Here is a 25,447-nt window from a genome sequence, read left to right on the forward strand (position 1 = left end):
TGTACTCAGCCAGTAGGTTGGTTGCACCTGCTGATGGGTGGTTTGCCTCCGAGGCTGCCGTGCGGCCGGTGGTTGTTGTAGAAGTTTAGCCAGGGCTGCAGCGCGTCGGTGCGGGCCTGGTTGGATGTGAAGGGTTGGCGGTAGGCCCAGCATTCCTGGAGGGTGCGGTTGAAGCGTTCTGCTTTGCCGTTCTGCCAGGGATGGCGGGGTTTGATCAGGATATGTTTGGCACCCAAAGCAGCCAAGGCGTCCTGGAAGTCGCGGGAGAGCCGGTAGGCGAAGGCGTTGTCGGTCATGACACGCCGGACGGGTGCGCCGTTCGCTGCCATGGCGGCGGCGGCCCGGGTGAGGAACCCGGCGCAGGTCGGGCCTTTCTCGTCGGGCAGGACCTCGGCGTAGGCGAAGCGGGTGTAGTCGTCCACGGCGACGTGGACGTAGTCAAAGCCCATCCTCTGATGCGACTTGCGGTGGTTTGCCGCGCTCTGGGAAGGGTCGGCCCGCCACCCCCCGCCGTCAGGGATCCGGCCAAGTTTCTTGACATCGATATGGATCATGTCCCCTGGGGCGTCTCGTTCGTAGCGGCGGTCGGTAGCCCGGGACGCGCGGATCCGTTCCCCGGTCACCGGGTCCAGATCCCACAACCTGGGCATGCCCGCCCTGGCCAAAATCCGGGAGACCGTCCGGGCGCTCGTGCGGCAGCGCAAAGCCAGGTCCGTTGGCCCTTCGCGGTGCTCCACGCGCTGGGTCAGGACATCGGCAACGACTTCCGCCGAGGTGGCGTGGGGGCAGGATCTTGGTCGGGAGCTGCGGTCCTCGAGGCCGTCCCAGCCGTGGGCACGGTACCGGCTGAGCCAGCGGTGCGCGCAAGTCCGCGAGATGCCCATTTCCTTCGCCACGTGAGCGACGGGACGGCCGGCGAGGACGCGCTCGACGAGGATCCGCCTACCATTCGGAGTCAGACGGGCATTACGGTGAGACATGAGGACCTCTTAGTCGTTGGCTGTGTGTGGTAACCACCAACCTAAGAGGTCCTCACCTATTCACGATGTAACCAACGTCCTGACTCAGTACATCTAGGGCTGCGTTTTCAGTCCGCGGCCGGGTCGGTCACCGGCGCCCGGGCAGGCGCGAGGTTCATGCTGGAAGGCCACGCCTACGGACGGGGCCCAAATGCCCTATCCCTGCTGCGTGCCGCCCGGGTATGTTCGGCCTCATGCGGCACGACGGCGACCTGCGCCTGCGGGAAGTGGGCTGAATGAGGAGGGCTCCCTCCCTGCCTGCGGGGATCGATGAAAGTCCGGGCAGCGCTGACAACGGGACGGCGACAGTAGCGCCGCTGCGTAAGGCATGGGGTGTTCTCAGGCGGTACCCCGTCGTCGCACTCACCTGCCTGGTGCTGGCGCTCACCCTGGTGCTGCTGCCGACGGGGCTGGACCTGCAGGTCCGTATCCTGGCGTCCGGCTATGCCGCCGTGATTGTGGTGGCGCGTGCTGCCGGCATGGTCCGGTCGTTGCGTGAGGGGCGGTGGGGGATCGACCTCCTGGCCCTGATGGCGATCGTCAGTACCGTGGCCGTGGGCGAGTATCTTGCAGCGCTGGTGGTCATCCTGATGCTCACCGGCGGAGAGGCGCTGGAGGACTTCGCCCAGGGTCGGGCCGCCCGTGAACTGCGCTCCCTCCTGGACCGGGCACCCCGCTTTGCACACCGGGAAGGCCCCGGGGCTCCGCTGGAGGAGATACCAATCGGCGACGTGGTTCCGGGGGACGTACTGGTGGTCCGGCCCTCCGAACTGGTGCCGGTCGACGGCGAACTCCTGTCCGAATCGGCGGTTCTTGATGAGTCATCGCTTACCGGGGAAAGCCTGCCGGTGGAGCGCAGCAGGGGGCAAGGACTGCTCAGCGGCTCGGTGAACGGCGAAGCCGCCATTCGCCTCCGGGCAGCAGCCACCGCTGCCGACTCCCAGTACAGCCGCATCATCGCCCTGGTCGAGGAGGCGTCCAACAGCCGCGCCCCCGTGGTCCGGCTCGCCGACCGCTACGCCGTGCCTTTCACCCTGCTGGCCTTCCTGATGGCGGGGACGGGGTGGTTCCTCTCGGGTGAGGCACTTCGCTTCGCCCAGGTCCTGGTGGTTGCCACGCCCTGCCCGCTCCTGATCGCCGCACCGGTGGCGTTCCTGGCCGGGACCAGCCAGGCCGCCCACAAGGGCATCATCATCAAGAACACACGCACCCTGGAACAGCTTGCAAAGGCCCGGACAGCCGTCTTTGACAAGACCGGAACCCTAACCTCGGGCAGGCCTCTTTTGGACGAAATACGGGTGGCGCCGGGGCTGGGCCTCTCCCTGGGCGCGGACAGGATCCTCCAATTGGCGGCCTCCGCCGAACAGTATTCCTCCCACGTGCTGGCTGCTTCCGTGATCCAGGCCGCCGACGCCGCCGGTCTTGACCTCCTGCCCGTCCAGCACGCCACGGAAAGCGCCACGAAAGGGGTGGAGGCCCGGTGCGGGGGACACCGGGTGGTGGTGGGCAAGGCCGGCCTGGTGGAAAGTCTGTCGACGGGTTTCCAGGAGGCTGTCCTGCGCACCGGCCAACTGGCGGTCTATGTGGGGGTGGACGGCGAATATGCCGGCGCCCTGGTCATGAAAGACCCGTTGCGCCATGACGCGGTGGATACGCTTGCCCGGCTGCACACCCTGGGCGTCAGGCACACCATGCTGCTGACCGGCGACGTCCACGCCACGGCCGCGCACATTGCCCGGGAAGCCGGGATTGGCAGCATCCAGGCCGAATGCCTCCCCGAGGACAAGGTCAACGCCGTTGCCGCCCTCCAGGAGCGGCCCGTCCTGATGGTAGGCGATGGCGTCAATGACGCCCCCGTCCTTGCCGCCGCTGACGTGGGGATTGCGATGGGCGCCAAGGGCGCCACGGCGGCCAGTGAATCAGCGGACGTGGTGGTCATGCTTGATGACCTGTCCAAGGTGGCTCTCGCCGTGGCTATTGGAAAGCGGACCGTGTCCGTGGCCCTCATGAGCATCTGGACCGGAATAGGACTCAGCATTGTACTGATGGCCATCGCCATGACGGGATACATACCGGCGGTGACCGGTGCCCTCCTGCAGGAGATGGTGGACCTTGCCACCATCCTTAACGGCCTGCGGGCGCTGCACGGTGCCGAGCACCAACGTGCGGTGCGGGGTCTGCCGCCGGCATGACTTTTGGCCCTTCCCAGCCCAGGGCCCAGCCGGGAACGTAGTGTCCATGAACGCAGAAACAGGGGCTAAGCCCGTCATCGTCGGTGTTGATGGCTCTGAATACTCCTCGGCCGCCCTCCGGTACGCGGGGACGCTGGCGTCCCGGCTGGGCACCCGGCTCGAGGTCATCTCCTGCGTGGGAATGCCGGACTACCTGGTGATGTCCCGCCTTGAAGGGGCTGACCGCCAGTTCACCGCCAGGCTGGAGGACGCGGCAGGCCGCCTGGTGGAGGACGCCCTGGGCCGGGCCTTCTCCGTGGAACGGCCGGAGAACATCGATGTCAGCATTAAGTTCGGCCCGCCTGCGAAGGTGCTGGTGGACGAGAGCCGCCGCGCACAAATGCTGGTGGTTGGACGGCACGGTGAAGGCGGCCTGCTGAAATCGTCCATGGGCTCCGTCAGCAAGGCTTGCGCTGCGCATTCCGCCTGTCCGGTGCTTCTCGTGGGGCAGGAGGCGGACCCTGTGTGAGGACCGCGGACGGCCTGAGTTCTGAGCGGGCCGCCCAACTCCTGAAGGAGGCGGGCCCCAACCAGCTTCCAGCAGAAAAACCGGTCCCGCAGTGGCGCAAGCTCTGGGGTGAGATGACGCATTTCTTCGCCCTCATGCTCTGGTGCGCCGCGGCGCTCGCCTTCATCGCGGACATGCCGCAACTGGCTGTGGCGATCATCGTCGTCGTCATTGTCAACGGGGTGTTCGCCCATATCCAGCAGGAACGTGCCCAGCATGCGGCTGCAAGGCTCCGCGGACTGCTCCCGGCCGATGTGGTGGTGCGGCGGGACGGGGCGGCGCGGAAGGTCCACGCCAGTGAACTCGTGGCCGGCGATGTGGTGCTGCTCTCCGCCGGCGACCGCGTGCCGGCGGACCTGGCACTCCTGTCGGTGTCAGGCTGCGCGGTGGATGAGTCCATGTTGACGGGGGAGAGCGTCCCGGTGCCCAAGGCGGCGGGAGACGCCGCGTGGGGCGGCACTTTCCTGGTCAACGGCTATGCGGAGGCGACGGTGTCCGCCACCGGCGGCAGGACGCGGCTTGCCGGCATAGCCGCGCTCACGAGCGGAGCTGTCCCTCCACCCACCCCGCTCGCCCTGGAACTGCGCCGCATCGTGCGGATTACCGCCGGTATGGCATTGGGCATCGCAGCCGTCTTCTTCCTGGCCTCACTGCTGGTGGGGTTCCAATGGCGCGATTCATTCCTCTTCTCGATCGGCGTGGCCGTCGCGCTGGTTCCCGAGGGCCTGCTGCCCACGGTGACCCTGTCCCTGGCCATGGGCGCCCAGCGCATGGCCTCCCGCAACGGACTGGTCCGGAACCTGGAAGCTGTGGAAACCCTGGGATCCACCACCTTCATTTGCACGGACAAGACGGGAACCCTGACGCAGAACCGGATGAACGCCGTCGAGGTCTTCACCCCGCAAGGTGCCATTCAGGTCACGGGCGAAGGCTACGCCCCCTCGGCGGAGGTCCATGGTACGGGCCTCGAAAGGGCAGCCGCTGCCGCGCTCGCAGCACGCACGGCATCGCAGGGGCGGGCCGAACTGCATGAAGGCCAGTGGCGCGCGCAGGGCGACCCGATGGAAGCGGCCCTGGACGTACTGGCCCGCCGGCTGATCGGCACGGAGGCCGGGGCCGCACCGTCGCGCAGGTTGCCCTTCGACCCGGTCCGGCGCAGAGAGTCGGCCATCGTGGGGGCGGACCTGTTTTGCAAGGGTGCGCCGGAAACCGTGTTTCCGGTGTGCGGGTCGGTGTCCGGACCGGTCAAGGAACAGGTGGAGGTGATGGCTTCATGCGGCCTGAGGGTCATCGCGGTGGCACGCCGCCGGCTGGGGGGAGCACCCGGAACGTGGCTCTCGAGGCCCGCGTCCGAGCTGGAAACGGACATGGAGCTGCTGGGCCTGGTTGGGTTGCAGGATCCGCCCAGGCCGGACGTGGGAGAGGTAATCCGCACGGCCCGGCAGGCCGGCGTGAAGATCGCCATGGTTACCGGCGACCACCCTGCCACGGCCGGGGCCATTGCCCGCCAGATCGGCCTGACCGGCACGCCGGAGTACGTCCTTGAGGGGGCGGACCTACCTGAGGACGAACAGCTGCTCGGTGCGCTCCTGGACCGCGATGGCGTGGTGGTCAGCAGGGTCTCTCCGGAGCAGAAGCTCCGGGTGGCCAAAGCGCTGCAGTCCCGGGGCCACGTGGTGGCCATGACGGGCGACGGCGTCAACGACGGTCCCGCCCTGCGCGAGGCTGACATCGGGGTGGCGATGGGCCTGAGTGGAACGGACGTGGCGCGCGAAGCCGCGGACCTGGTCCTCCTCGACGACCATTTCGGCACCATCGTGGGCGCCATTGAGCAGGGCCGCGCCACCTACGCCAATATCCACCGGTTCCTCACGTACCACCTCACCGACAACGTGGCGGAGTTGACCCCCTTCGTGATCTGGGCGCTTTCCGGCGGGCGGTTTCCGCTGGCCCTGGGGGTGCTGCAGATCCTTGCCCTGGACATTGGCACCGACCTCCTGCCGGCACTGGCACTTGGCGCCGAGCCGCCGGGCAAACGTGTGCTGGCGCGTCCGCCGGAGCGGCGGCACCTGATGGACCGCCGGCTGATCATCCGGGTGTTCTGCATCCTTGGTCCGGTGGAGGCAATCACGGAGATGGCCGTCTTCGCCGCGGTGCTTGCTGACGGCGGCTGGACCCGCGGCCAGGTTCCACCGGCAGGGCTGCTGATGGCCGCATCCGGTGCTGCCTTCACCGCCGTCGTCCTGGGCCAGCTCGCCAATGCCTTTGCCTGCCGCAGCGCCACCATTCCGCCGTGGAAGCTGGGCTGGACGACCAACCGCCTCCTGGTATGGGCCGTGCCGGCTGAACTGGCTGTCCTGGCCGTGTGCCTGTACGTGCCATATCTCGCAGGCCTGCTGGGCCAGGCGCCGCCGGAGCCCATGGGCTTCCTGCTGGCCGCCCTGGCCGTCCCCGCCGTCCTGGCCGCTGACTGGATCCATAAGTCGGTCCGGGGCCGGCTTCGGCGGAGCTAGGACCAAAGACTCTGACTGCCCCGGCCGGCTGGGGCAAGAATCGAGCCATGAGCGTCCCCACAGAAACCTCCCTGGCCAACGCCAACGTCACGTGGATAGAAGACACCGGGATCGCGGACATCCCCTCGGTAGGCGGGAAGAACGCTTCCCTGGGCGAGCTCAGCCGTGCCCTGCAATCCGCGGGAGTCCGGGTTCCAGAAGGGTTCGCCACCACGGCCGCCGCCTACCGGGCCTTCCTCGCCGCCAACGGACTGGAACCCAGGATCAGGACGCTCATGGAGGAGCAGCGGACGGGACGTTCCACGCTCCGCCAGGCAGGTGCGGCCATCCGGGAGCTGTTCCTGCAGGCCGCCTTCCCCGACAACATCGCGGCGGACATCCGGGAACACTACCGGGTTCTCTGCGAGCGCGCCGGGCAGGCCCGTTTGGCGGTGGCGGTCCGAAGCAGCGCCACCGCCGAGGACCTTCCGGACGCGAGCTTCGCCGGCCAGCAGGAGACCTTCCTCAACGTGGCGGGCGAACGGGCCGTCCTGGAAGCATGCCGGCGCTGTTACGCTTCGCTGTTCACGGACCGTGCCATCAGCTACCGGGAGATGAAGGGCTACGACCACCTGGACGTTGCCCTGTCCGTCGGGGTCCAGCGAATGGTCCGCTCCGACCTCGGCGCCTCGGGCGTGATGTTCACCATCGACACTGAATCCGGCTTTCCCGGCGTGGTGGTCATCAGCGCAGCATGGGGGCTGGGGGAGACAGTGGTCCAGGGGACCATCAATCCTGACAAGTACCAGGTGTTCAAGCCGCTGCTGGCGGACCAGCGCTTCAGCCCGGTGATCGAGCGGGAACTGGGGGCCAAGGAACGCAAGATGGTCTACAGCCACGGCGGGGACGCGCGGACCATGATGGTGGAGACTACCGACCGTGAGCAGCGTTCCCTGGTGCTGGACGACCCCGAGATTCTGCTGCTGGCGCGCTGGGCGGCGGCAGTGGAGGTCCATTACGGCCGCCCCATGGACATGGAATGGGCCAAGGACGGGGTAACCGGCGAACTCTTCATGGTCCAGGCGCGGCCCGAGACAGTCCAGGCCCGCCGCAGCACGTCCTCTTTCCGGACCTACCATCTCGCGCAGCCCGGACGTGTCCTGGTCAGCGGCGCCGCCATCGGCGACTCCATCGCCGGCGGCCAGGCATGCGTGGTCCGCGATGCCAAGGACATTGAATCCTTCGTTGACGGTTCCGTGCTGGTCACCCGCATGACGGATCCGGACTGGGTGCCAGTGATGAAACGCGCCGCCGGGATCATCACCGACCACGGCGGCCCCACCAGCCATGCCGCCATCGTCAGCCGGGAACTGGGGGTGCCCGCCGTTGTGGGGACGCGCAACGCGACGGAAGTCCTGGCCGACGGCGCCCCGGTCACTTTGTCCTGCGCCGAAGGTGAGGAGGGCCGCGTCTACGAGGGCCTGCTGGAGTATTCGGTCGAGGAGGTGGACATGTCCTCCCTCCCCGCCACCAGCACCGCAGTCATGGTCAACATTGCCAGCCCGGCGGCGGCGTTCAAGTGGTGGCGGCTGCCCGCTGCAGGGGTGGGCCTGGCCCGGATGGAATTCATCATCAACAACCTGATCCGCATCCACCCCATGGCACTGGTGCACCCCGAACGCGTTGTGGACCAGGATGAGGCGGCCCTGATCCGGCAGCTCACGGGCGGCTACAAAGACCCGCAGGAGTATTTCGTTGACGTGCTGGCCACAGGGATCGCAAAAATCGCGGCCCCGTTTTATCCCAAGCCCGTGATTGTGCGGCTGAGCGATTTCAAGAGCAACGAGTACAGCCACCTGATCGGCGGCAGCTCCTTCGAACGTCCGGAGGAAAATCCCATGCTGGGCTTTCGCGGCGCTTCCCGCTATTACAGCAGCCATTACCGGGAGGGGTTTGCGCTGGAATGCAAAGCCCTCAAACGGGTACGGGAACAGGCGGGCTTTGGCAACGTCATCGTCATGGTCCCCTTCTGCCGCACGGTGCGGGAAGCGGACCAGGTCATTGAGGCGATGGAAGAGCAAGGACTGGTGCGGGGAGTTGAGGGCCTGCAGCTGTACATGATGTGTGAGATCCCCTCCAATGTGGTCCTGGCGGAGGAATTCGCCAAGCGCTTTGACGGCTTCTCCATCGGTTCGAACGACCTGACCCAGCTGGTCCTGGGGGTGGACAGGGATTCTGAGGAGCTCGCCGGGCTGTTTGATGAACGGGACCCGGCCGTGATGTCCATGATCGCCCAGGCGATCAGCAAAGCCCATGCCGCCGGCATCAAGATTGGCATCTGCGGGCAGGGTCCCAGCAACCACCCGGACCTGGCCGAATTCCTGGTCAGTGAAGGGATCGATTCGGTGTCCCTGAATCCGGACACGTTCGTCCGGACCCTCCCGGTGATTGCGGCGGCCGAAGAGGCCGCGGCCGGGCGGCAACACCAACAGGGATAACCGGGCGCAGTTGGACGGCACCCAAATGCCTGGCCCCACGGGGCCAGGCACCGGCGTCGTACATATGTTTGTTTCAGCCCCTGATGATCGGGATCTTTGATGCCCCGGTCTCCTGCCCCTGTTCCGGCAGGGGAGCCCGGACCTCAAGGACGCCGTCCTTGTGCGACGCCTTGACGTCGGCCTGCTGCACGCCGCCGGGGAGGGGGAGCCGCCGGATGAAGGATCCGTAGCGGAACTCGGACCGGTAGCTGTCCTTTTCCTTGTGTTCCTTCTTCTCCTGCCTCTCACCCCTGATCGTCAGGACACCATCGGCAACCGTCACCTCCACGTCCTGCTCCGGATCGATGCCCGGCAGCTCGGCACGTACGACGAGCGTGTTGCCGTCCACCATCTCTTCAACCCGGATGGCGGAGGTCCCCATGTCACCCTCGAAAAGCCGTTCGATGACATCCATGGGGGAGCGGCGGCTATCGAACCATTTCATCAGGTCAGTCATTCCTGCCTCCTGCTGTGTGGAGCCGGATTATCGCGTTGTCCGGCAGTTCCACCATCCCGCTCCCGTGATCCCGCATCCAGAGTCAAAGGTCCCAGCGGGAAGCCGGGACGTTTGCCCGGCCTGCGGCTGAAACGGGCGGTCAGTTCGATTGCGAGGCAGCCCGCCGCGGCAACAGCTGCCGAAAGGATGAGGAGGCCGCCGGTGGGCCATTCGACCTGGAAGAAGTCCTGCGCCAACGGAACGGTGAACAGGAGGACCAGGCCTGAGTACATCCCTGCCAGGATCAGCACCTTGGTCAAGTTCAGGGGGCGGGAGGCGGTGACCAGGATCCAAGCGGCCAGCAGCCCCAGGGTCAGGGTGGCGGCGGACTGCGCTGCGTCCTGGCTGTGTCCGCCCCAGGTCTGGGCGTACGCGCTGACGGCCAGGACGGCAAGGGCCGTGCAGATGCCGGCCGGGACCGCGAACGCGAGGGAGCGCCGGAGGAACCCCGGGGCATAGCGTTGGCCTCCTGGCTGCAGGGCCAGGAAGAACGCCGGCAGGCCAATGGTCAATCCGTCCAGGGCTGACAGCTGCCGCGGCAGGAACGGAAAGGCCAGAACCAGGACGCCGGTGAGAACCGATATGACCGTGGCGTACACCGTCTTGCTGAGGAAGACCAGGGAAACCCGCTCAATATTGCTGATGGCCCGGCGGCCCTCGTCCACCACGGCGGGCAGGCGTTCGAACCGGCCATCCAGGAGCACCATGCGCGCCACGGCCTTGGTGGCCGGCGAAGCAGAGTCCATCGCAATGCCCAGGTCCGCCTCCTTCAAGGCCAGGACATCATTCACCCCGTCCCCCGTCATTGCCACCGTATGTCCCCGCCGCTTCAGGGCCAGGACCAGGTCGCGCTTCTGTGACGGGGTTACGCTGCCGAACAGGCTTTGGGCCTCCACCGTTTCCTCCAGCCGCAGCGGGTCGTCCGGAAGCGTACGGGCGTCATACGCCTCGCCGGAGCCAAACCCCACGCCCCGCGCCAGCGCCGCAACTGTCCGGGGATCATCACCGGAGATGATCTTCACGGCGACCCCCTGCTGCCGGAAATAGTCCAGCGTCGCGGCCGCGTCGGCGCGGAGGCTCTCGCGGAACGTGAGCAGCATGGCCGGGGCAAGGTCCACCGGCAGGCGTGTCTTGGCGGCGTCCGGCGGCAGCGGCGCCGGCGTATGCGCCAGGGCCAAGGTGCGCAGGCCCGTCGAGGCAAGGGCGGCGGCCCTGCCGTGTGCTTCCGCATTGCGGGGGGAGCCCAGCACGGCATCAGGGGCGCCCAGGACCCAGGTGCCGGATGCGGCGGATTCCGGCGCGAAGGTCACCGAACTCCACTTGCGGGCGGACGAGAACGGAACCGAAGCCAGGGCCTGCAGCGGCACCGGCACGGGAAACGCCACCCCCATCGCCGCGCTGGTGCTGCTGGCATCCGCGTTGGCACCGAACCACTCCACCGCAGCCCGCCAGCCGGGAGCGGGGACGGTGCCGGCGTCGTGGAGCGCGTCAAAGACAATGGAACCGGAGGACAAGGTGCCGGTCTTATCCAGGCAGAGGACATCCACACGTGCCAGCACCTCCACGGCGGCGAGTTCCTGGACCAGGACCTGCTGGCCTGCCAGCCGGAGCCCGCCCACGGCAAAGGCCACGCTGGTCATCAGGAGCAGCCCCAAGGGGATCATCGCCATGATTCCCGCGACGGCTCCCACGGCGGCCGGTATCCACCGGCCGGATCCCATAGCTCCGGCCCAGCCGCCTTGGTCCTGCATCTGCGCATTCGTGAGAAGCAGTGCCGTGGGAAGGAGCAGCCAGGTGATCACGGCGAAGACCTTCCCCAGGCCCCGGCGGATCTCTGACGTCACCAGGGAGAAGCGCCGCGCCTCGGCTGCCAGCCGGTATGCGAACGTATCAGGTCCCACCTTGAGCACGGCGGCCCGGCCGCTGCCGGCAAGGATCAGGGAACCGGAGAGGAGCGCGTCGCCGCCTGCCTTGGGGACGGGTTCGGATTCGCCGGTCAGCAGTGACTCATCCACTTCCATGCTGCTGCCGCCAAGGAGCACCACGTCCGCGGTGACCTGGTCCCCGGCGTTGAGTACCACCAAGTCGTCAGGAACCAGTTCACCGGAGGCGATGAGTTCCCTGGCACCGTTCCTGACCACCGTGTTCCTGGCGGCCTGCAGAATGGCGAGCTGGTCCAGGGAGCGCTTGGCCCGGTACTCCTGGACGATGCCGATCAGCGAATTGCTGACGGCAGACAGCCCGAACAGCGCATCCCGCCATTGCCCCAGCACCAGCAGGAGGATGAAGCATCCGCCCACCACCGCGTTGAACAGGGTAAAGACGTTCGCCCGGACGATCTCCCCGATGCTCCTGCTGGTGGCCGTCGGCACACTGTTGACCCGGCCGGCGAGGGTCCGCTCCCGCACCTCAGCAGTGGACAGTCCCTCCCGGGCATGACGGCTGTCCAGGCCCGGGGCGGCTGCCCCGCCTTCCCCGGCCGTTGGCACGGTGCAGCCCGTTTGCAGTGCGGATCAGTCGGTGTGCGGCTGCTTGTGCATCCGGGTGATGACGGTGGGGCACGGGGGCTGGGACAGGACGGCATGTGCCGTGGACCCGAGGATCAGCCTTTCGAAGCCGCCCTTTCCCCGGCTGCCCAGGACAAGCAGCCGGGCGCCGGCGGCGGCACGGACCAGGGCGTCCGCCGGTTCCAGCACGGTTTCCATGACCGACTGCACAGCGAGGTCGGGGTAGTCCTGCCGCAGGCCGGCTTCGGTTTCGGCGAGCACGATCTGCTCCTCCTCCATCACGTGGGTGGCGAAACTGCTCTGCGGGAGTCCGGCGGCAATCCATCGGTTAGGGCCTGTGAACGCGTAGAGGACGGTCAGTTCCTCGCCGAGCGCGTCGGCTTCGGCAGCGGCGAAGGCCACAGCCTGTGTCGCTTCGCGGGAACCGTCCACGCCCACCACAATGCCACGGCCGGCGTCCTGGCCATCGCCGATGACGGCAACCGGGCATTCAGCCGCGGCGGCTGCCTGCAGTGCCCGGTCCGTCAGCGCACCGCGGGTTCTTCCGCTGGTGCCGAGGACCAGCATGGAGGCGTTCTTCGAGTAGTCACCCAACGCGGCACCGATGCCACCCTCCAGCAGTTGGAGCGTCACCTGCAGGCCCGGCTCGGCGGCCGTGGCTTTTTCGCCGGCTTCCTTCAGCAGTGCCAGCCCCGATTCGCGCAGGACTTCAAGGTACGGAAGGACTTCCACTGCCATCCACCGGTCGTCGACGACATTGACGACGGCGAGCGGGCACTTGAGCCTGTTGGCCCGGGCTGCCGCCCATAACAGGGCTGCATTGGAGGCCGGGGAATCAGTGATGCCGACGGCGATTGGCTTGGCAGGTGCCATGGGGGAACCATCCTTTTGGGTGCGTGGTGGGTGTGGGACCGGCCGGGGCGGCAGACCGGCTGTGGGACTAATCCGCCGAGGGGTCGCGGGGCGGCCACCAGTGGGTGGGTGCGGCGATGACGAACTTCCGGCCGCTGATCTCCTGCGGCGTGATCCGGAGCAGGACGTTCTTTTGCCCTGGTTGCCAGGGGGACAAGCCTGCGTCCATGGCGTCCTGGATCTCCTCCTCATCCGAGACGACGGCCGGGTGGCCCTTGAGGATGACGCTCCAGGCGATAGTGCCGTACTGGTTCATCCCATCAGCCTCCACGGCGACCGGTGTCCGCCCGTCCAGGGAGGCAAGCCTGGTCCCCTCGCCGGTCCGGATCAACAGGGTGCCGTTGGTGGGAACGAAGTTCACCGGGAAGTTCTCCACTGCGTCACCGTCCCTGAAAGCGATCCGGCAGATGGAGGTTGAACGGAGGTACCGCCAGCAGTCGTGGACGCCAAGTTCCTTGATTTCAGGTGCAGTCGCTGCGCTGTTCATGGCCGTAGCCTAGGGCGGGGAAAGTGGTGCCGGTAGGGAAGAAGGTCCCGCAGCTGGCAGTGTCCTTCCAACCACGGGGCTGCGGGCCCCGGGTGCCGGCAGTACCTGCCGTTGACGTGGGCTTCTACAATGGTCAAAGGCCGGTCTTCGCATTGAGATGGAAGTCCGGATTGGGGGCGGGGACAGGACTCCGTTTTCCGGACACTTGGATCTCGCCGGGAAACCTGCAGCGCCGCAGGTTCCTGCTGCAGGAGGTGGAACGTGAACATGGAGCACCCGTGGCACCCGCCGATGAGGGACCCAGTTGAAGACCTGTTGCGGGACTATTCCGCCCGCGGGGATTCACTGCCTGACAGCCAGGTCCGGATGAACGCGCTGCTGGCCGCTGTGGTGGCCCTCGCCGAGGATCTCACCCTCGAAGCCGTGCTGGACCGTCTTGTCCGATCCGCGTGCGCCCTGGTCGGGGCGCGGTATGGTGCCCTGGGGGTGATCGGAGAAGACCGCAACCTGAGCCACTTCATCACGGTCGGAATTGATGAAGAAGGCATCCATTCGATAGGTGACCTGCCCACAGGGCACGGCGTCCTGGGCCTGCTCATCCGGGAACCCAGGCCCCTGAGGCTCCATGACCTGGGCCAGCATCCAATTGCCTCCGGTTTCCCTCCGAACCATCCCCCCATGCGGACCTTCCTGGGCGTTCCCGTCCGGGTCCGTGACGAAGTGTTCGGGAACCTGTACCTGACGGAAAAGCAGGGCGGAGAGGATTTCACCACCGAGGACGAAGACCTGGCCGTGGCCCTGGCCGCCGCAGCGGGCGTCGCCATCCAGAATGCCCGCCTCTTCGAAGACAGCAGCCGCCGGCAGAAATGGCTGGAGGCAGGTATGGAACTGAGCAGCCGGTTGATCATGGCGTCACAGCCCGGGGACGCGGAGCAACTGGATGTTGTGGCCGATGCCGCCCTGAGGGTTTCGGACTCCACGCTTGCGGTCATAGCCGTCCCGGCCGGGGACGGTGGCCTTCGGTGCCGTGTTTCCCTTGGCGTGCAGGGTCTCCAGCCAGGCCAGGAACTGAAGGTTCCGCCTTCGCTGGCAGTTGTCGTGGAGGGCGGCGGGTCTTTCGTGGCCAGGGATCCGCGGCAGGTCTTTGATGACGGGGTGGCGGAGAAGCTTGGCTGCGTTCTGGTCTGTTCGCTGGGGCACAGCGGCACCGACAACGGTGTCCTCCTGCTGGCACGCGCACAGGGGACAGCGGTCTTCAACCAGGCCGAGGCCGACTCCAGTGCCATTTTCGGAAGCCGGATCGGCCTGGCCCTGGACCTCGCGCGGGCGAATGCCCAACGTGAACAGAACCTCCTGTTCACTGACCGGGAGCGGATCGCCAGGGACCTGCATGACCTGGTGATCCAGCGGCTGTTCGCTGCCGGCCTGAGCATCCAGAGCCTGCGCCGGTACACGATGGACCCCGTGGCGCATGAACGCATAGCGGCCGTCACCACGGAACTCGATGAAACCATCCGCAAGTTGCGGGACACCATCTATTCGCTGCGCACTGCGGACGAGGAACAGGAACCCCTGACGGGACGGATCCTGCGGGCGGTCCGGGAAAGCTCGCGCAGCTATGCCGTGACCCCCAAGGTGTCCCTCGATGGAGCGGTGGACTCTATCCGGGAGGATGTGGCCGTCCACCTCCTGTCGGTGCTGTCCGAGGCGCTCAGTAATGCGCTCCGGCATTCAGGCGCCGATGACATCCAGGTGACAGTCGCAGTGGGGCCGGCCCCTGGGGCCGTGGACGCTGCTGCGGGCAGGGAGCAGGTGCAGCTGGTCATCAGCGACAACGGCCAGGGCTTCACTGAGCCGGACCGCGTCAGCGGCCTGGCCAATATGCGGCGCCGGGCCGAGCTGCTGAAAGGCAGCTGCACCATCGACAGCACGCCGGGGGTGGGCACAACCGTGAAATGGTCAGCCAGGCTTGCCTAGTCCGCCTGCAGGTGGATCCGGCCGTTACGCCGAGTCAGAGGAACTCCTGGTGACGTACACAGCCGCCTGCGTCCGCCGCTCAAAGCCCAGTTTCGCCAGAATGGACGACACGTAGTTCTTGACGGTCTTCTCGGCCAGGAACAGTTCGTCGCCTATCTGCCGGTTGGTCAACCCCTGGCCGATCAGCGCCAGCACCTTCTTCTCCTGGGTGCTGAGGCCCTCCAGCCTGGGATCGGTGGGCACTGTGGAAAGACCCGTAATGATCTGCTGCTCCACGCCCGGCTCGAACAGCGATTCACCCGCGGCCGCTCTGCGGATTCCCGCCAGGAGGTCATCACTTCTGATCTGCTTCAGGATGTACCCGGATGCGCCTGCCAGGACTGCGCCGCGGAGGGCCTGTTCGTCGTCGTAGCTCGTCAGGATCAGGCAGCGCAGGCGCGGGTCGAGGGAACGCACATCCCGGCACACTTCGATGCCTGTCCCGTCCGGAAGACGCCCGTCAAGGATCGCGATGTCCGGATGAAGCGCCGGGATGCGCCGCGTGGCCTCCGCAGCGGATCCGCTTTCGCCCACCACAAGGAATCCTTCACCCTCCAGGAGGTCCTTCAACCCCTGCCGGACAAGCTCGTGGTCATCCAGGATGAACACCCGGACGGGTCCCGGAGAACCTGTGGCCCCGTCAGTCCCTGCTTCACCGTTGTTCACCGGACGCTCCCCACTTTTTCAGGATCAGTACCCCGGCGTGTGCGGGGCGGCCCCTGGGAGGGCCTGCCCCCCATTCTTACCCGTCAACGGGTGGCCGTGAAGGGACCAAAGTCCGCGGCGCCAACGGGAACGCCGGCAGCCGCCGCGGTCCGCCTTCCCGGCAGCCCGGGCCCCGATGACTTTTGGCACTGTTCCGGCAAGCGTTTCGGGTCCAGTCTGGGCAACAGCACCAAGGAGGGAACGTGGCAACAGCAGGGGACGGGGTACCAGCGGGTGACGCGGCGGCCGGGGCTGCCCCAGGGCAGCTTCCCAGGATCATTGTCGGGGTGGATGGATCCGAATCGTCCATCGCAGCACTGCGGGTGGCCGGGGCACTGGCGGAGCCGCTCTCGGCGCGGGTGGAGGCGTGGGCCTGCTGGGACGTCCCGGCCGGCTATGGGGTGTACCTGGCAGTGGGGATCGAGGGGTTCAGGTACGCGGCCGACCAAGTGCTCCAGCAGACCCTGACCGATGCGTTCGGGGATCTGCCCGGCTTTGTGCATCCGCGGCTGGTTCGCGGCAAGCCCGGCCCGGTTTTAATTGACGCCAGCCGCAACGCATCCCTGCTGGTCGTGGGTCGGCGGGGGCATGGAAGGTTTGTTCCCGGATCGGTCAGCTCAGCGTGCGTGGGCCACGCACATTGCCCCGTGCTGGTGGTGCACGCCCCGGAACAGGAGACCGGGATGCATCATGCCCAGGCCAGGACCTCGGGCGTGCCCTGACGCGCGAAGCCGCAACCCGCCGTCGTACTGCTGCCCGCCGTGCTACCCGTGCACGTGGCGGTCCTTTTCTTCGCCGTGCGGTGCAGCGTGGCTGTGGGAGCCGGCACCCGCTGCCCCTACCAGTTCGTGGAGGCCTTCAACCGCCCGGCTCAGGGACAGCCCCGCGGACGCCATGATGAAAGGCATCAGCAGGCGGTTCTCCTTGTCCAGATGCAGGGCAAAGATCCGCTGGATGGCGCCGGCGGCAACCGCGGCAGAAACCCCGTCCGCAGTCCTTAGCTCTTCGACCAGATCCACGATCACCTGGTGCTCGGCCAGCATGCCGTCCACCAGCAACTTCGCCTCCGGCATCCCGTGGGGCCCGCTGTACAGGGGGCCCTCTTCCGCCAGGGCATGCGGAACCAGTTCCTTGTCACACCAATCCAGCAAAGCCGCCTGGGTTAATTGCCCGGCAGCCGGATCGCCTGCCTCCACCGCTTCGGTGAGCAGCCCCACTAATCCGTTCAACTGCTTCAGCATGCCGGCATGGTGGGCCTCCACGGACTGCAGCGCCTGCGCCTCCGCAGCGGCGTCCTTGCCGGGCCCTGTTGCCGCGTTCATCCGTTGTTGCCTTCCATTTGGTTGACCTGGCCATCCACCTTTCGTGGGGACCAGCGGAGGTCCTTCAGCGCCCAGTAGCATGCGCCGTTCATGACGGCGAAGCCTGCAATGCCCACGTACGGGGCCCGGATCACCAGGCCCAGGAGCAGGACGCAGACGCCGGCTGCGAAGAGGATCAGGCCACGCGTGACCCGGGCCCGCAGGGAAAGTCCAACGGCGTGCCGGCCAAGCAGGGCGGCCAGCCTGGGGTCTTCCTGCTCCAGGCCCAGGCGGATCAGTTCAAGTTCGCGTTTCTCAAATTCAGAGAGTGCCACGGCTGCCCCCTTTTGTCCTTCGCCCAGGAGCCGCAAACTCAGGCGCCCGGGTGGCCGCGCAGGACAGCCAGCCGGTTCTGGTATTCCGCGGTGTCAATTTCCCCGCGTGCGAACCGCTCGGCCAGGACGTCCTCGGGCCCGCGCGAAGGCGGCGGCTGGGTGGCGTGCGGGGACGGAGCCCGCAGGAAACGGGCCAGCAGGACAATACCGGTGATGATTGCCCCCCAGACCACCACCATGCTGATGCTCATCAGGACGTAGCCCCACCAGCCCATGCCGTCATTCCAGCCATACACTTCCATGACCTCCGGTCCATGAACGCGGACGCCAACCGTCTGCTTTCCTTTCCAGTATTGGCCGCAGCATGTATGTGGGGGAGAGCCATTGGTCCTGTTCCGGCAGCGGTGTCCTCCTGTGGTCTTCCCTGGCCGGAGGGCTTTCGGCGCTGGCAGGAGGCGGCTGCCTCGCTTGCCGTGCCGGCGGGGCGGGTCCTGCCACAGGGAATCGGTTTGGCTTACTGGCCCAGCAAGGCATCGAGAGTGGTGAAGCCGTACCCCGCAGCCCTGATGCCATCGATGACCTGGGGCAGAGCGTCGGCGTCCAGGGTGGTACCGTCGTCCGGGTTGGAACCGATGTGCATGAGGACTATCCCGCCGGGCTGCAGTCCTGCCTGGACGCGGTCCGCAACCAGCTGGATACTGGCACCTCCACTGGTTCCTTTCCAGCCCAGCGTGTCTACCGTCCACCTGACCGCCACGTAACCCAGGGAGTTCACGGCGGCGATGGTCCGGGCGTCGCGCTCACCAAAGGGAAAGCGGAACAGCGGCCGGGGATCGCCGCCGGCTGTGAGGATTGCCTGCTCCGCCCCACGCACCTGTTGCGTGATCTGGGCGGAATCCAGGCCGGTGAAGCCCGGATGGGTCATGGAATGGTTCGCCAGCCGGTGCCCGGCGGCAACGATTTGGGACACGCCCTGCGGATTGTTGGCAGCCCAGTTCCCGGTGAGGAAGAACGTTCCGGCTACACCCTTCGAGGACAAGGTGGCCAGGATCTTCGGCAATCCGGCCGCGTTGGCCCCCGCGTCAAAAGTAAGGGCAACCACGCGGCCCGCCCCAGGGATGACCGTTAGATCCTGGCCGCGGAGGGACTCCGGGAACGGCGGCGGCAGCGGGGGAGCGCCTGGCTCCGCCGGCACCGTTGGCTGGGCCGGGGGCTCAACCGGCTGCCCGGCGCCCGGAGGTTCGGCGATTGGCGGTACCGTGACGGGCGGCTCCACGGGAGTCTGGCCGGCTTCAGGCGTGTCTGTCACCTGCGGCGGCGGAGATGAGAAGGACGGGCCGGGCGTGCCGGACGGTTGCGCGGATGCCGCCGGGGACGTGGAAGGCGAGGACGACGGCGGACCGGCCGTGCGCGCCGGAAGCAGCAGGGCCAGGGCGACGGCGAGCACCACCAGGGCGACCGCGAGCACGATGGCGGGCGCCCGGCGTCGTGCTCCACCGTCCGGCACTGCCATCACCTGCCCGTCACGCCGCCCCTGGCCTATGCCATCCTGTGCGGGTCAGGAACCTTTGGAGCCGTCCGGCGCGGTCTCGGGGCTGTGCACCACCAGAACCGGGCAATCCGCGTGTGCCACGATCGCGGAGCTGACGGAACCCAGCAGCAGGCCGCCGAATCCGCCGTGCCCCCGGCGCCCCACCACGATCATGTCTGCGTCGCGGCTGGCGTCAATCAGCGCCTCCCGCGGATGGCTCCGGACCAGGGTGGCGGTGACATTTTCCGGGATGCCGGATCCGAAGGCCTGGGCCACTGCCTCGTCCAGGACTTTCCTGGCCCCTTCCTCGAAGCCTTCGACGCCCATCATGACGTAGCCGCTGTACATCTGCGGGTACTCCCAGCAAGCCAGGGCCTGCACCTTGGCGCCCAGGGGAGTGGCAAGCCGCTGCGCCTGGCGGAGCGCCTCCACGGACGCCTCGGAACCATCGACGCCCACCACAATCCTCGCTATTGGTGCCCCGGCAACGCTCATGTCCAGCTCCCCTGATCGGATCCATGTTTGTCCGGCCATCATCGCCCGGGGAATCCGGGCGGGATAGGGCCTAAGGTCACGGGCCCGGGGGTGTGCCGCCCGCCGAGTCCGGTTCGGCAGGCCACGCAGGCTCTGCAGCCCACGCGGGCTCCGCAGGACCCTGGTCCAGCCGGAAGGGCGGATACTCGTCCCGCATCAGCGCGGTGTACACCATGACCCGGTAGATCCAGCGGTCCACGCCGAGGATGAGGTTGAACAGGGGGCGCTGGTAGCGTCCGGTGAACAACAGGATCACGGCCGCGATCAGGACCAGCAGCCCCAGCAGGGAGAGCCCTGACCCGCGCTCGTAGGTGCTGCCCAGCACGTTGTCGTTCGCCTCCCACCTCCACACCGATCCCGTGGTTCCGGCGAAGGCTGCCACCAGGAGCAGGTGGGGAATGGACAGGAGCCACCACTTCACCAGGACAAGGCCCCGTGACAACCGCTCCGGGTAGTCCACATCGAAGTCGGCGGGGTAGTTGGTCCGCTTGAGGGTGAACGGTGGGTACAGGTCTGTGCCGACTGCCGCATAGGCGTAGAACGCGACCCGCCAGTTCCAGCGCATAACGCCCACGTTGAAGTCGAACAGGGCCCTTGGGTACCGGCCGGTGAAAAGGATGGCGAACCCGGCAACGAGGGTGGTCACCACGAACGCGAACCAGAGGAAGAACAGCAGGATGAAGTGCGGTATGGCAAGGAACCACTTGACCAGCCACATCCACCGGGACAAGCCAGGATCGATATCCCCAAAGAGCCTGGCGGGGTAAGCCCCGGGGCCGCGGGGCGGCCCGGACGAGTGGGGCGGAGGGACAGGGGCCGTGACGACCGGGGCGCTTGCTTGCCCCCAGGCCGCAGGCGGGGCGGACGTTCCTTGCGGGGCCTGGCCTGGGGTTCCTCCTCCCGGCGGTGCAGGCAGGGGTGGCCCGGCCATTCCCTGGCCTGGCTGGTACTGGCCCGGCTGGTACTGGCCTGGCTGGTACTGGCCGGGGTAGCCCGCGCCCCCGTACCCGGGTCCTGCCATCACGGGTCCACCAGCTGGTGGCCCTCCCGCACCCGGTCCCGGCCCGCCGGGAGGTCGCGGCCCTGCGTGCCGTCCCAAACCAGCGGCGCCGAAGACGATCAGGGGTATGCCAATGACCAGGGCGATCACGCCGCCCACGAGCAGGCCGGTGGCTGCAGGCCTGATCAGTTCGGAGCGGAAGCCCGCCTGTGCCTGGACGTCGATGCCCAAGGAGGCGTCGGCGTTCATCACCACCACTTCCCATGCCCCGGGCGTGATGTTCCAGGTGAGTTCCTGTTCGCCGGTTCCGGAGACGGAGGCCGTCCAGAAGCGCTGGTCAGCGGGCGGCGAGGCAGGGTTGCCGCCAGGTACGTCACGGTAATCGGCCCGGAAAGGCCGCTGGCGGATGTTCAGCAGCTCCGAGTGGTGCACGCCTGAGAGGTATTGTTCGACGTCGTCCTGCCGCCCGATGCCAATGAACACGGGTTTGTCCGGCGTCACTGATCCGATCCGCAACCGGAGGGTGCCGATGTCGAAGGGAAGCCGGCCGGGAACATCCTCGCCGATCGCGTCGGCCCGCGGCGAGGTCAGGGCGAAGGAGTTGACGGAGAAGCGCGACGTGCCGGACGTCAGGTATCCGTCCCCCTGGATGGATCCCACGGCCGATGCCACGGCTCCGCCTGCCAGCGCGGCCAGTCCGGGAAGCGCGATCAGGATTCCAAGGATCAGCATGATGATGGCAGCAGGTTTTTTCATGGCGGCCTAACCTTCCGCGGCGGGTGCGCCGGAGTAGGACAAGAGGATCGGCGGGCAGTGCAGCCTAGATGGTGCCTTTGGCTGCCGCGGTGCGGGTGATGATGGTGGTGCAGGGGAGATGCTTCAAGACACCGTGCGCGGTTGAGCCAAGCAGCAGGCGCTTGAAGGCGCCCCTGCCGCGGCTGCCGACAACCAGGAGCCGTGCTCCGGTGGCCGCACCGACGAGCGCGTCCACGGCCCCCTTGTCTGTTTCGAGGCGCTGGTGCACCGTCAGGTCCGGATAGTCTTCCTTGAGTCCGGCAACGGTTTCGGAGAGCACAACCCGTTCCTCGTCCACGATGGCGTCCGCGAGGGCAGCTGGTGTCAGTCCGGCGTCGATAACGGGGTCCGGAGCGTTCACGGCGTAGACGACTGTCAGTTCGTCCCCTTCGCGGTCCGCTTCGGCGGCTGCGAAAGCCACCGCCTGCGTCGCTTCGGCGGAGCCGTCGACGCCCACCACAACGCCCGACCTGCCTTCGGGATCATGGGTTCCCACGACGGCGACGGGGACCTTGGCGCCCGTGGCCACCTGGAGTGCCCGGTCAGCCAGGGCGCCGCCCAAGTGGCCGCTGCCTGAGCCGACCACCATCATGGAGGTCTTCTTGGAGTATTTGGCCAGGGACCCGCCCACGCTCCCGGTGAGCAGTTCCGTGGTGGCCGTAATGGGCACCGATCCTTCGAGGCGCCCGGCGGCAGTCTTGAGAAGCTCTTCGCCGGACTGCTGCAGCGTTCCGAACCACGGATAAGGCTCGGCGACCCACCGGTCATCGATTACATGGACGATCACCAGTGGCAGTCCCTGGCGGTGGGCCCGCCGGGCTGCCCAGAGAACGGCTGCCTGGCTTTGGGCTGAGTCGTTGGTGCATACAGCGATGGGTTTCCGGGATGGCATGGCCGCACTTCCTGTTCGTCGTGAACTGGTCTTCCTGCCACTCCAGACTGGCCCCCTCGCCGCAGGCACTCTAGGGCCAAAAGTCACGGAAGCGCTGTTCAGCGCCGGGTCCCCGATGCCGCCGGCGTGATTGGTTCCGGGCCCGGCGCGTCCCTGTCCGCGAGCGTCTTGTAGATGGTCCAGCCGACGGCGGCCAGGGGCACCGCCAGCAGGGCGCCGATGACGCCGGCGAGGGTTGCCCCGGCGGCCAGGGCGAGGATGATCACCAGCCCGTGGATCCGCAGGACGCGTCCCATGAAAAGCGGCTGGAGGATGTGGTGTTCAAACTGGTTGGCGGCCACCAGGATTACCAGGACAACCAGGGCCGTAACCGGTCCGTTTTCCACCAGCGCCACGAGTACGGCGAGGCTGCCGGCGGCGGTAGCTCCGATGATGGGGATGAAGCCGCCCAGGAACACCACCGCTGCCAGCGGTACCGCCAGCGGGACCCGCAGGATCAGGAGCCCGGCCAGGACAATCACGGCGTCAATGGCCGCGATGATGAGGGTACCGCGGACGTACCCGCCCAGCACCACGATGCTCCGTTCCGCCGCCAGGTGTGCCTTGCCCTGCTGGGCCGCCGGGAGAAACCCAATCAGGAATGACCGGATCTTCTCGCCGTCCTTGAGGAAGAAGAAGAGGATGACCGCCGTCAGCACTGTTCCCGCGGCAATTTCCCCGGCCGTCCTCAGCCCGGTCAAAGCATCGGCGCCCAGGCTGCCCCCGGCAAGGAATTTCTGGAACTCTCCGCGGGCCGCGTCGATCTGGTCGCTGGTGAGGGCGACTGGACCGGTGGTGATGAATTGCTGCAGCTGCCCTATCCCCGCCTCTGCCCGGGCTGCCAGGACCCCCGCCTGATCGCGGACCACGGCCGTGATGCCGCCCACCACCCCGGCCACGACCGCCACGATCACCAGGAAGGACGCCAGCACAGCAAGTGCGCGGGGCCACCCCCGTGCGGCGAGCCAACGGACCGCGGGGGCCATCGCGGAGGCGAGGATCGACGCAATCAGGACCGGGACAAGGACCAGCGGAACCCGGGTGACGGCCTGCACCACCACCCAGGCAAGCGCCAGGACGGAGAGTACCTGGACCGAACGGATGCTTGCCCGGCCCAGGCCGTCCGCCCAAAGCGCGGCGATCCTTGTGGGGAGGGATTGCGGCCGCGACGGTTCTGCCGCCCGCCCCTCCGGGGATGCATTGCTTTCCATGGGTCCTCCTGCCGTATTTGAACCTCAAAGCGTAGTGGCTCCTGGCATGCCCACGGTTCCCAGGCACCACACGTCCTCAGTATGCTTACTATTGTGAGCCTCCGGACAACGAGAAAGGCAGCATCATGACTGAACAGAATGTCCCCGACGACGAACTGGAAGTCGTACAGGATAACGACGTGATTCTCGACGAAACTCCGGGCGGGGCGTCATCCCTTGAACTGGACCCCGTTTCCGGGGAACCGGACAGCTACCCCGGCGCCGCCGAAAACAACCCCGACCGCTGGCGGGAAGACCCCCTGCTGCAGGACGAAGGGGTATCCGGCGAAGAGGAAGACTTCCTGAGCGACCAGGTGCTGCGGGATGAAACCGCGCAGGCCCGCTACCGTTCCGGCGACGAGCAGGTACCGCCGGATACCCCCACGCTCGGGGAGGCGGCAGCCGATGTGGACTTTGGTGAGGCCCCGTCCGGCCTCGAAGCGGATGCAAGCGACGACGAGGAGAACTTCGGCGGCTCGCCGTTGAGCGAGTTCGAACCGGACGATCTGGAACGCTAGCAATCGGGCCCGACCGGCAAACCGGGCCGGTCAGGGGCGGGGAGGAGACCCATGCATTCGAAAGAACTGCTGCAGGAGGCCTTCGGCAGGCTGCCGGGCCTGGTCGGGCAGATACTCGACGGGCTCAATGAAACTGACCTGCAGCGGCGCCCTTCCGGCAACGGCAACTCCATCGCATGGCTGGTCTGGCACCTGGGCCGCGTGGAAGACGCGCAGGTGGCCTCCGCCTCCGGGCTGGAACAGGTCTGGACAGCGCAGGCTTTCGTTTCCCGCTTCGCCCTCCCGCTGGCGGACAGCGATACGGGCTACGGACATTCGAGTGGCCAGGTGGACGCCGTCCGGGCGCCCCGCGATTTGCTGCTGGAGTACTACCAGGCCGTCCACCGTCAGACCGCCAGGATCCTGGACACCATCGACGACTCCGGCCTGGACCGGGTGGTGGACACGCGCTGGGATCCGCCCGTAACCCTGGGCGTGCGCCTGGTCAGTATCCTGGGGGACTGCCTCCAGCATGCCGGGCAGGCCGCCTACGCCAAGGGCCTGAGGGCCGGAACGGCAGCGGCCGGCGGTGCGTGAACTCGTGGTGCTGGGTACCGCATCCCAGGTTCCCACCCGGACCAGGAACCATAATGGCTACTTCCTGCGGTGGGATGGCGAGGGGTTGTTGTTTGATCCCGGCGAAGGGACCCACCGCCAGATGATCCACGCCGGGGTCGCTGCCAGCCGCATCACCAGGATCTGCCTGACGCATGTGCATGGCGACCATTGCTTCGGCCTGCCCGGTGTCCTTTCCCGCATGGTCCTGGACGGCGTGGCCCACCCTGTCCACCTCCATTACCCGGCCTCCGGCGGTGACGTAGTCCGGGCCCTCATCTCCGTGAGCACCCCCGGCCTCGACCTCCGGCTGCACCCGCATGCCGCCGCCGGACCCGTGGCGGACGGCCTGGCCGTGCGTCCGCTGAAGCACCGCATCGAAACCTACGGATACCTCCTGGCCGAGCCGGACGGCCGCACCATCCTGCCCGGGCGCCTCCAGGCTGCCGGGATACACGGACCGGATGTCAGCCGGCTTCAGCGCACGGGCCGCTTGGGGGCAGTGACGCTGGAGGAGGTAAGCATTCCGAGGCCCGGCCAGCGCTTTGCCTTCATCATGGACACGGCGCCGTGCCCGGGCGCAGAGGAACTGGCCGACGCCGCCGACCTGCTGGTCGCCGAGTCCACGTTCAGTGACGACGACGGCGGGCTGGCGGAGCAATACCTGCACCTCACCGCCGGGCAGGCAGGGGAATTGGCGTGGTCCGGGAGGGCCCGGACGCTGGTCCTCACGCATTTCTCATCCCGG

23 protein-coding genes are annotated in these 25,447 nt (G+C 67.3%); 9 read left to right on the forward strand and 14 right to left on the reverse strand.

The features are described from left to right. Nucleotides 1–5: 5 nt before the first annotated feature. A complete protein-coding gene (locus ACTJK0_RS08925) occupies nt 6–980 on the reverse strand; it encodes an IS481 family transposase (protein ID WP_440744822.1) in 975 nt (324 codons plus the stop codon). 275 nt (nt 981–1,255) lie between these two features. Between ACTJK0_RS08925 and ACTJK0_RS08930 the strand changes: the two genes are divergently transcribed. Genes ACTJK0_RS08930 through ppsA form a run of 4 tightly spaced genes read left to right on the forward strand, consistent with a single transcriptional unit; the run spans nt 1,256 to nt 8,748 of the window. Continuing rightward, the gene (locus ACTJK0_RS08930; RefSeq protein ID WP_440744915.1) at nt 1,256–3,211 is read left to right on the forward strand and encodes a heavy metal translocating P-type ATPase; all 1,956 of its coding nucleotides are present in this window, start codon (nt 1,256–1,258) and stop codon (nt 3,209–3,211) included. Between the two features lie 46 nt (nt 3,212–3,257). After that, nucleotides 3,258–3,719: a universal stress protein gene (locus tag ACTJK0_RS08935; RefSeq protein ID WP_440744916.1), complete on the forward strand. Its 462-nt coding sequence runs from the start codon at nt 3,258–3,260 to the stop codon at nt 3,717–3,719. Continuing rightward, nucleotides 3,716–6,271, forward strand: coding sequence for a cation-translocating P-type ATPase (locus ACTJK0_RS08940; RefSeq protein WP_440744917.1), 2,556 nt, complete (start codon nt 3,716–3,718; stop codon nt 6,269–6,271). Before ACTJK0_RS08935 ends, ACTJK0_RS08940 begins: the two co-directional genes overlap by 4 nt. Nucleotides 6,272–6,318: 47 nt before the next feature. Then, nucleotides 6,319–8,748 (forward strand): phosphoenolpyruvate synthase, encoded by a 2,430-nt coding sequence (gene ppsA / locus ACTJK0_RS08945; protein WP_440744918.1) that lies wholly within the window; start codon nt 6,319–6,321, stop codon nt 8,746–8,748. Nucleotides 8,749–8,821: 73 nt separating this feature from the next. Here ppsA and ACTJK0_RS08950 read toward each other — a convergent pair whose 3' ends face one another. From ACTJK0_RS08950 to ACTJK0_RS08965, 4 genes are all read right to left on the reverse strand, one after another. Then, a complete protein-coding gene (locus tag ACTJK0_RS08950; protein WP_440744919.1) occupies nt 8,822–9,244 on the reverse strand; it encodes an Hsp20/alpha crystallin family protein in 423 nt (140 codons plus the stop codon). Then, on the reverse strand, nt 9,241–11,772 hold the full coding sequence (locus ACTJK0_RS08955; protein ID WP_440744920.1) for an HAD-IC family P-type ATPase: 2,532 nt from the start codon (nt 11,770–11,772) through the stop codon (nt 9,241–9,243). The genes ACTJK0_RS08950 and ACTJK0_RS08955 overlap by 4 nt, the downstream gene beginning before the upstream one ends. Nucleotides 11,773–11,796: 24 nt before the next feature. Continuing rightward, a complete protein-coding gene (locus ACTJK0_RS08960) occupies nt 11,797–12,663 on the reverse strand; it encodes a universal stress protein (protein ID WP_110540807.1) in 867 nt (288 codons plus the stop codon). 67 nt (nt 12,664–12,730) lie between these two features. After that, nucleotides 12,731–13,189, reverse strand: a complete 459-nt coding sequence (locus ACTJK0_RS08965; RefSeq protein ID WP_440744921.1) for a pyridoxamine 5'-phosphate oxidase family protein — start codon at nt 13,187–13,189, stop codon at nt 12,731–12,733. Between the two features lie 291 nt (nt 13,190–13,480). On the opposite strand from ACTJK0_RS08965, the gene ACTJK0_RS08970 reads away from it, so the two are divergent. Then, nucleotides 13,481–15,166 carry a GAF domain-containing sensor histidine kinase gene (locus ACTJK0_RS08970; protein ID WP_110542036.1) on the forward strand — a complete coding sequence of 562 codons (1,686 nt, stop codon included), beginning with the start codon at nt 13,481–13,483 and terminating at the stop codon, nt 15,164–15,166. Between the two features lie 24 nt (nt 15,167–15,190). On the opposite strand, the gene ACTJK0_RS08975 is transcribed toward ACTJK0_RS08970, so the two are convergent. Next, nucleotides 15,191–15,814 (reverse strand): response regulator transcription factor, encoded by a 624-nt coding sequence (locus ACTJK0_RS08975; protein ID WP_110542035.1) that lies wholly within the window; start codon nt 15,812–15,814, stop codon nt 15,191–15,193. Between the two features lie 371 nt (nt 15,815–16,185). Between ACTJK0_RS08975 and ACTJK0_RS08980 the strand changes: the two genes are divergently transcribed. Beyond that, nucleotides 16,186–16,632: a universal stress protein gene (locus ACTJK0_RS08980; RefSeq protein ID WP_440745000.1), complete on the forward strand. Its 447-nt coding sequence runs from the start codon at nt 16,186–16,188 to the stop codon at nt 16,630–16,632. Nucleotides 16,633–16,674: 42 nt separating this feature from the next. Here the strand turns inward: ACTJK0_RS08980 and ACTJK0_RS08985 are convergent, their stop codons facing one another. From ACTJK0_RS08985 to ACTJK0_RS09020, 8 genes are all read right to left on the reverse strand, one after another. Next, complete coding sequence (locus tag ACTJK0_RS08985; protein ID WP_110540804.1) at nt 16,675–17,232, reverse strand: hemerythrin domain-containing protein; 558 nt, start codon at nt 17,230–17,232, stop codon at nt 16,675–16,677. Continuing rightward, nucleotides 17,229–17,546, reverse strand: coding sequence for a DUF3040 domain-containing protein (locus ACTJK0_RS08990; RefSeq protein ID WP_110542034.1), 318 nt, complete (start codon nt 17,544–17,546; stop codon nt 17,229–17,231). Before ACTJK0_RS08990 ends, ACTJK0_RS08985 begins: the two co-directional genes overlap by 4 nt. Before the next feature lie 38 nt (nt 17,547–17,584). Beyond that, nucleotides 17,585–17,848, reverse strand: a complete 264-nt coding sequence (locus ACTJK0_RS08995) for an SHOCT domain-containing protein (RefSeq protein ID WP_110540803.1) — start codon at nt 17,846–17,848, stop codon at nt 17,585–17,587. Between the two features lie 212 nt (nt 17,849–18,060). Further along, entirely contained in the window at nt 18,061–19,059 is a 999-nt protein-coding gene (locus ACTJK0_RS09000; RefSeq protein ID WP_110540802.1) for a polysaccharide deacetylase family protein, read from the reverse strand. A 45-nt stretch (nt 19,060–19,104) separates the two neighbouring features. Beyond that, entirely contained in the window at nt 19,105–19,572 is a 468-nt protein-coding gene (locus tag ACTJK0_RS09005; RefSeq protein WP_110542033.1) for a universal stress protein, read from the reverse strand. Between the two features lie 76 nt (nt 19,573–19,648). Beyond that, nucleotides 19,649–21,367 carry a DUF4389 domain-containing protein gene (locus ACTJK0_RS09010; RefSeq protein ID WP_440744922.1) on the reverse strand — a complete coding sequence of 573 codons (1,719 nt, stop codon included), beginning with the start codon at nt 21,365–21,367 and terminating at the stop codon, nt 19,649–19,651. A gap of 64 nt (nt 21,368–21,431) precedes the next feature. Next, nucleotides 21,432–22,298 carry a universal stress protein gene (locus tag ACTJK0_RS09015; RefSeq protein WP_110540800.1) on the reverse strand — a complete coding sequence of 289 codons (867 nt, stop codon included), beginning with the start codon at nt 22,296–22,298 and terminating at the stop codon, nt 21,432–21,434. Nucleotides 22,299–22,396: 98 nt separating this feature from the next. Next, nucleotides 22,397–23,548, reverse strand: coding sequence for an AI-2E family transporter (locus ACTJK0_RS09020; protein ID WP_440744923.1), 1,152 nt, complete (start codon nt 23,546–23,548; stop codon nt 22,397–22,399). A gap of 125 nt (nt 23,549–23,673) precedes the next feature. Here ACTJK0_RS09020 and ACTJK0_RS09025 point away from each other — a divergent pair, with 125 nt between their 5' ends. From ACTJK0_RS09025 to ACTJK0_RS09035, 3 genes are all read left to right on the forward strand, one after another. Continuing rightward, nucleotides 23,674–24,105, forward strand: a complete 432-nt coding sequence (locus ACTJK0_RS09025; RefSeq protein WP_110540799.1) for a hypothetical protein — start codon at nt 23,674–23,676, stop codon at nt 24,103–24,105. 51 nt (nt 24,106–24,156) lie between these two features. Further along, entirely contained in the window at nt 24,157–24,681 is a 525-nt protein-coding gene (locus ACTJK0_RS09030; protein WP_110540798.1) for a mycothiol transferase, read from the forward strand. Continuing rightward, a partial coding sequence (locus ACTJK0_RS09035) for a ribonuclease Z (RefSeq protein WP_440744924.1) occupies nt 24,674–25,447 on the forward strand: 774 nt, incomplete at its 3' end. The genes ACTJK0_RS09030 and ACTJK0_RS09035, both read left to right, overlap by 8 nt.

Source organism: Paenarthrobacter sp. 22069 (genome assembly GCF_052046035.1).
In the GTDB taxonomy this organism is placed as follows: Bacteria; Actinomycetota; Actinomycetes; order Actinomycetales; family Micrococcaceae; genus Arthrobacter.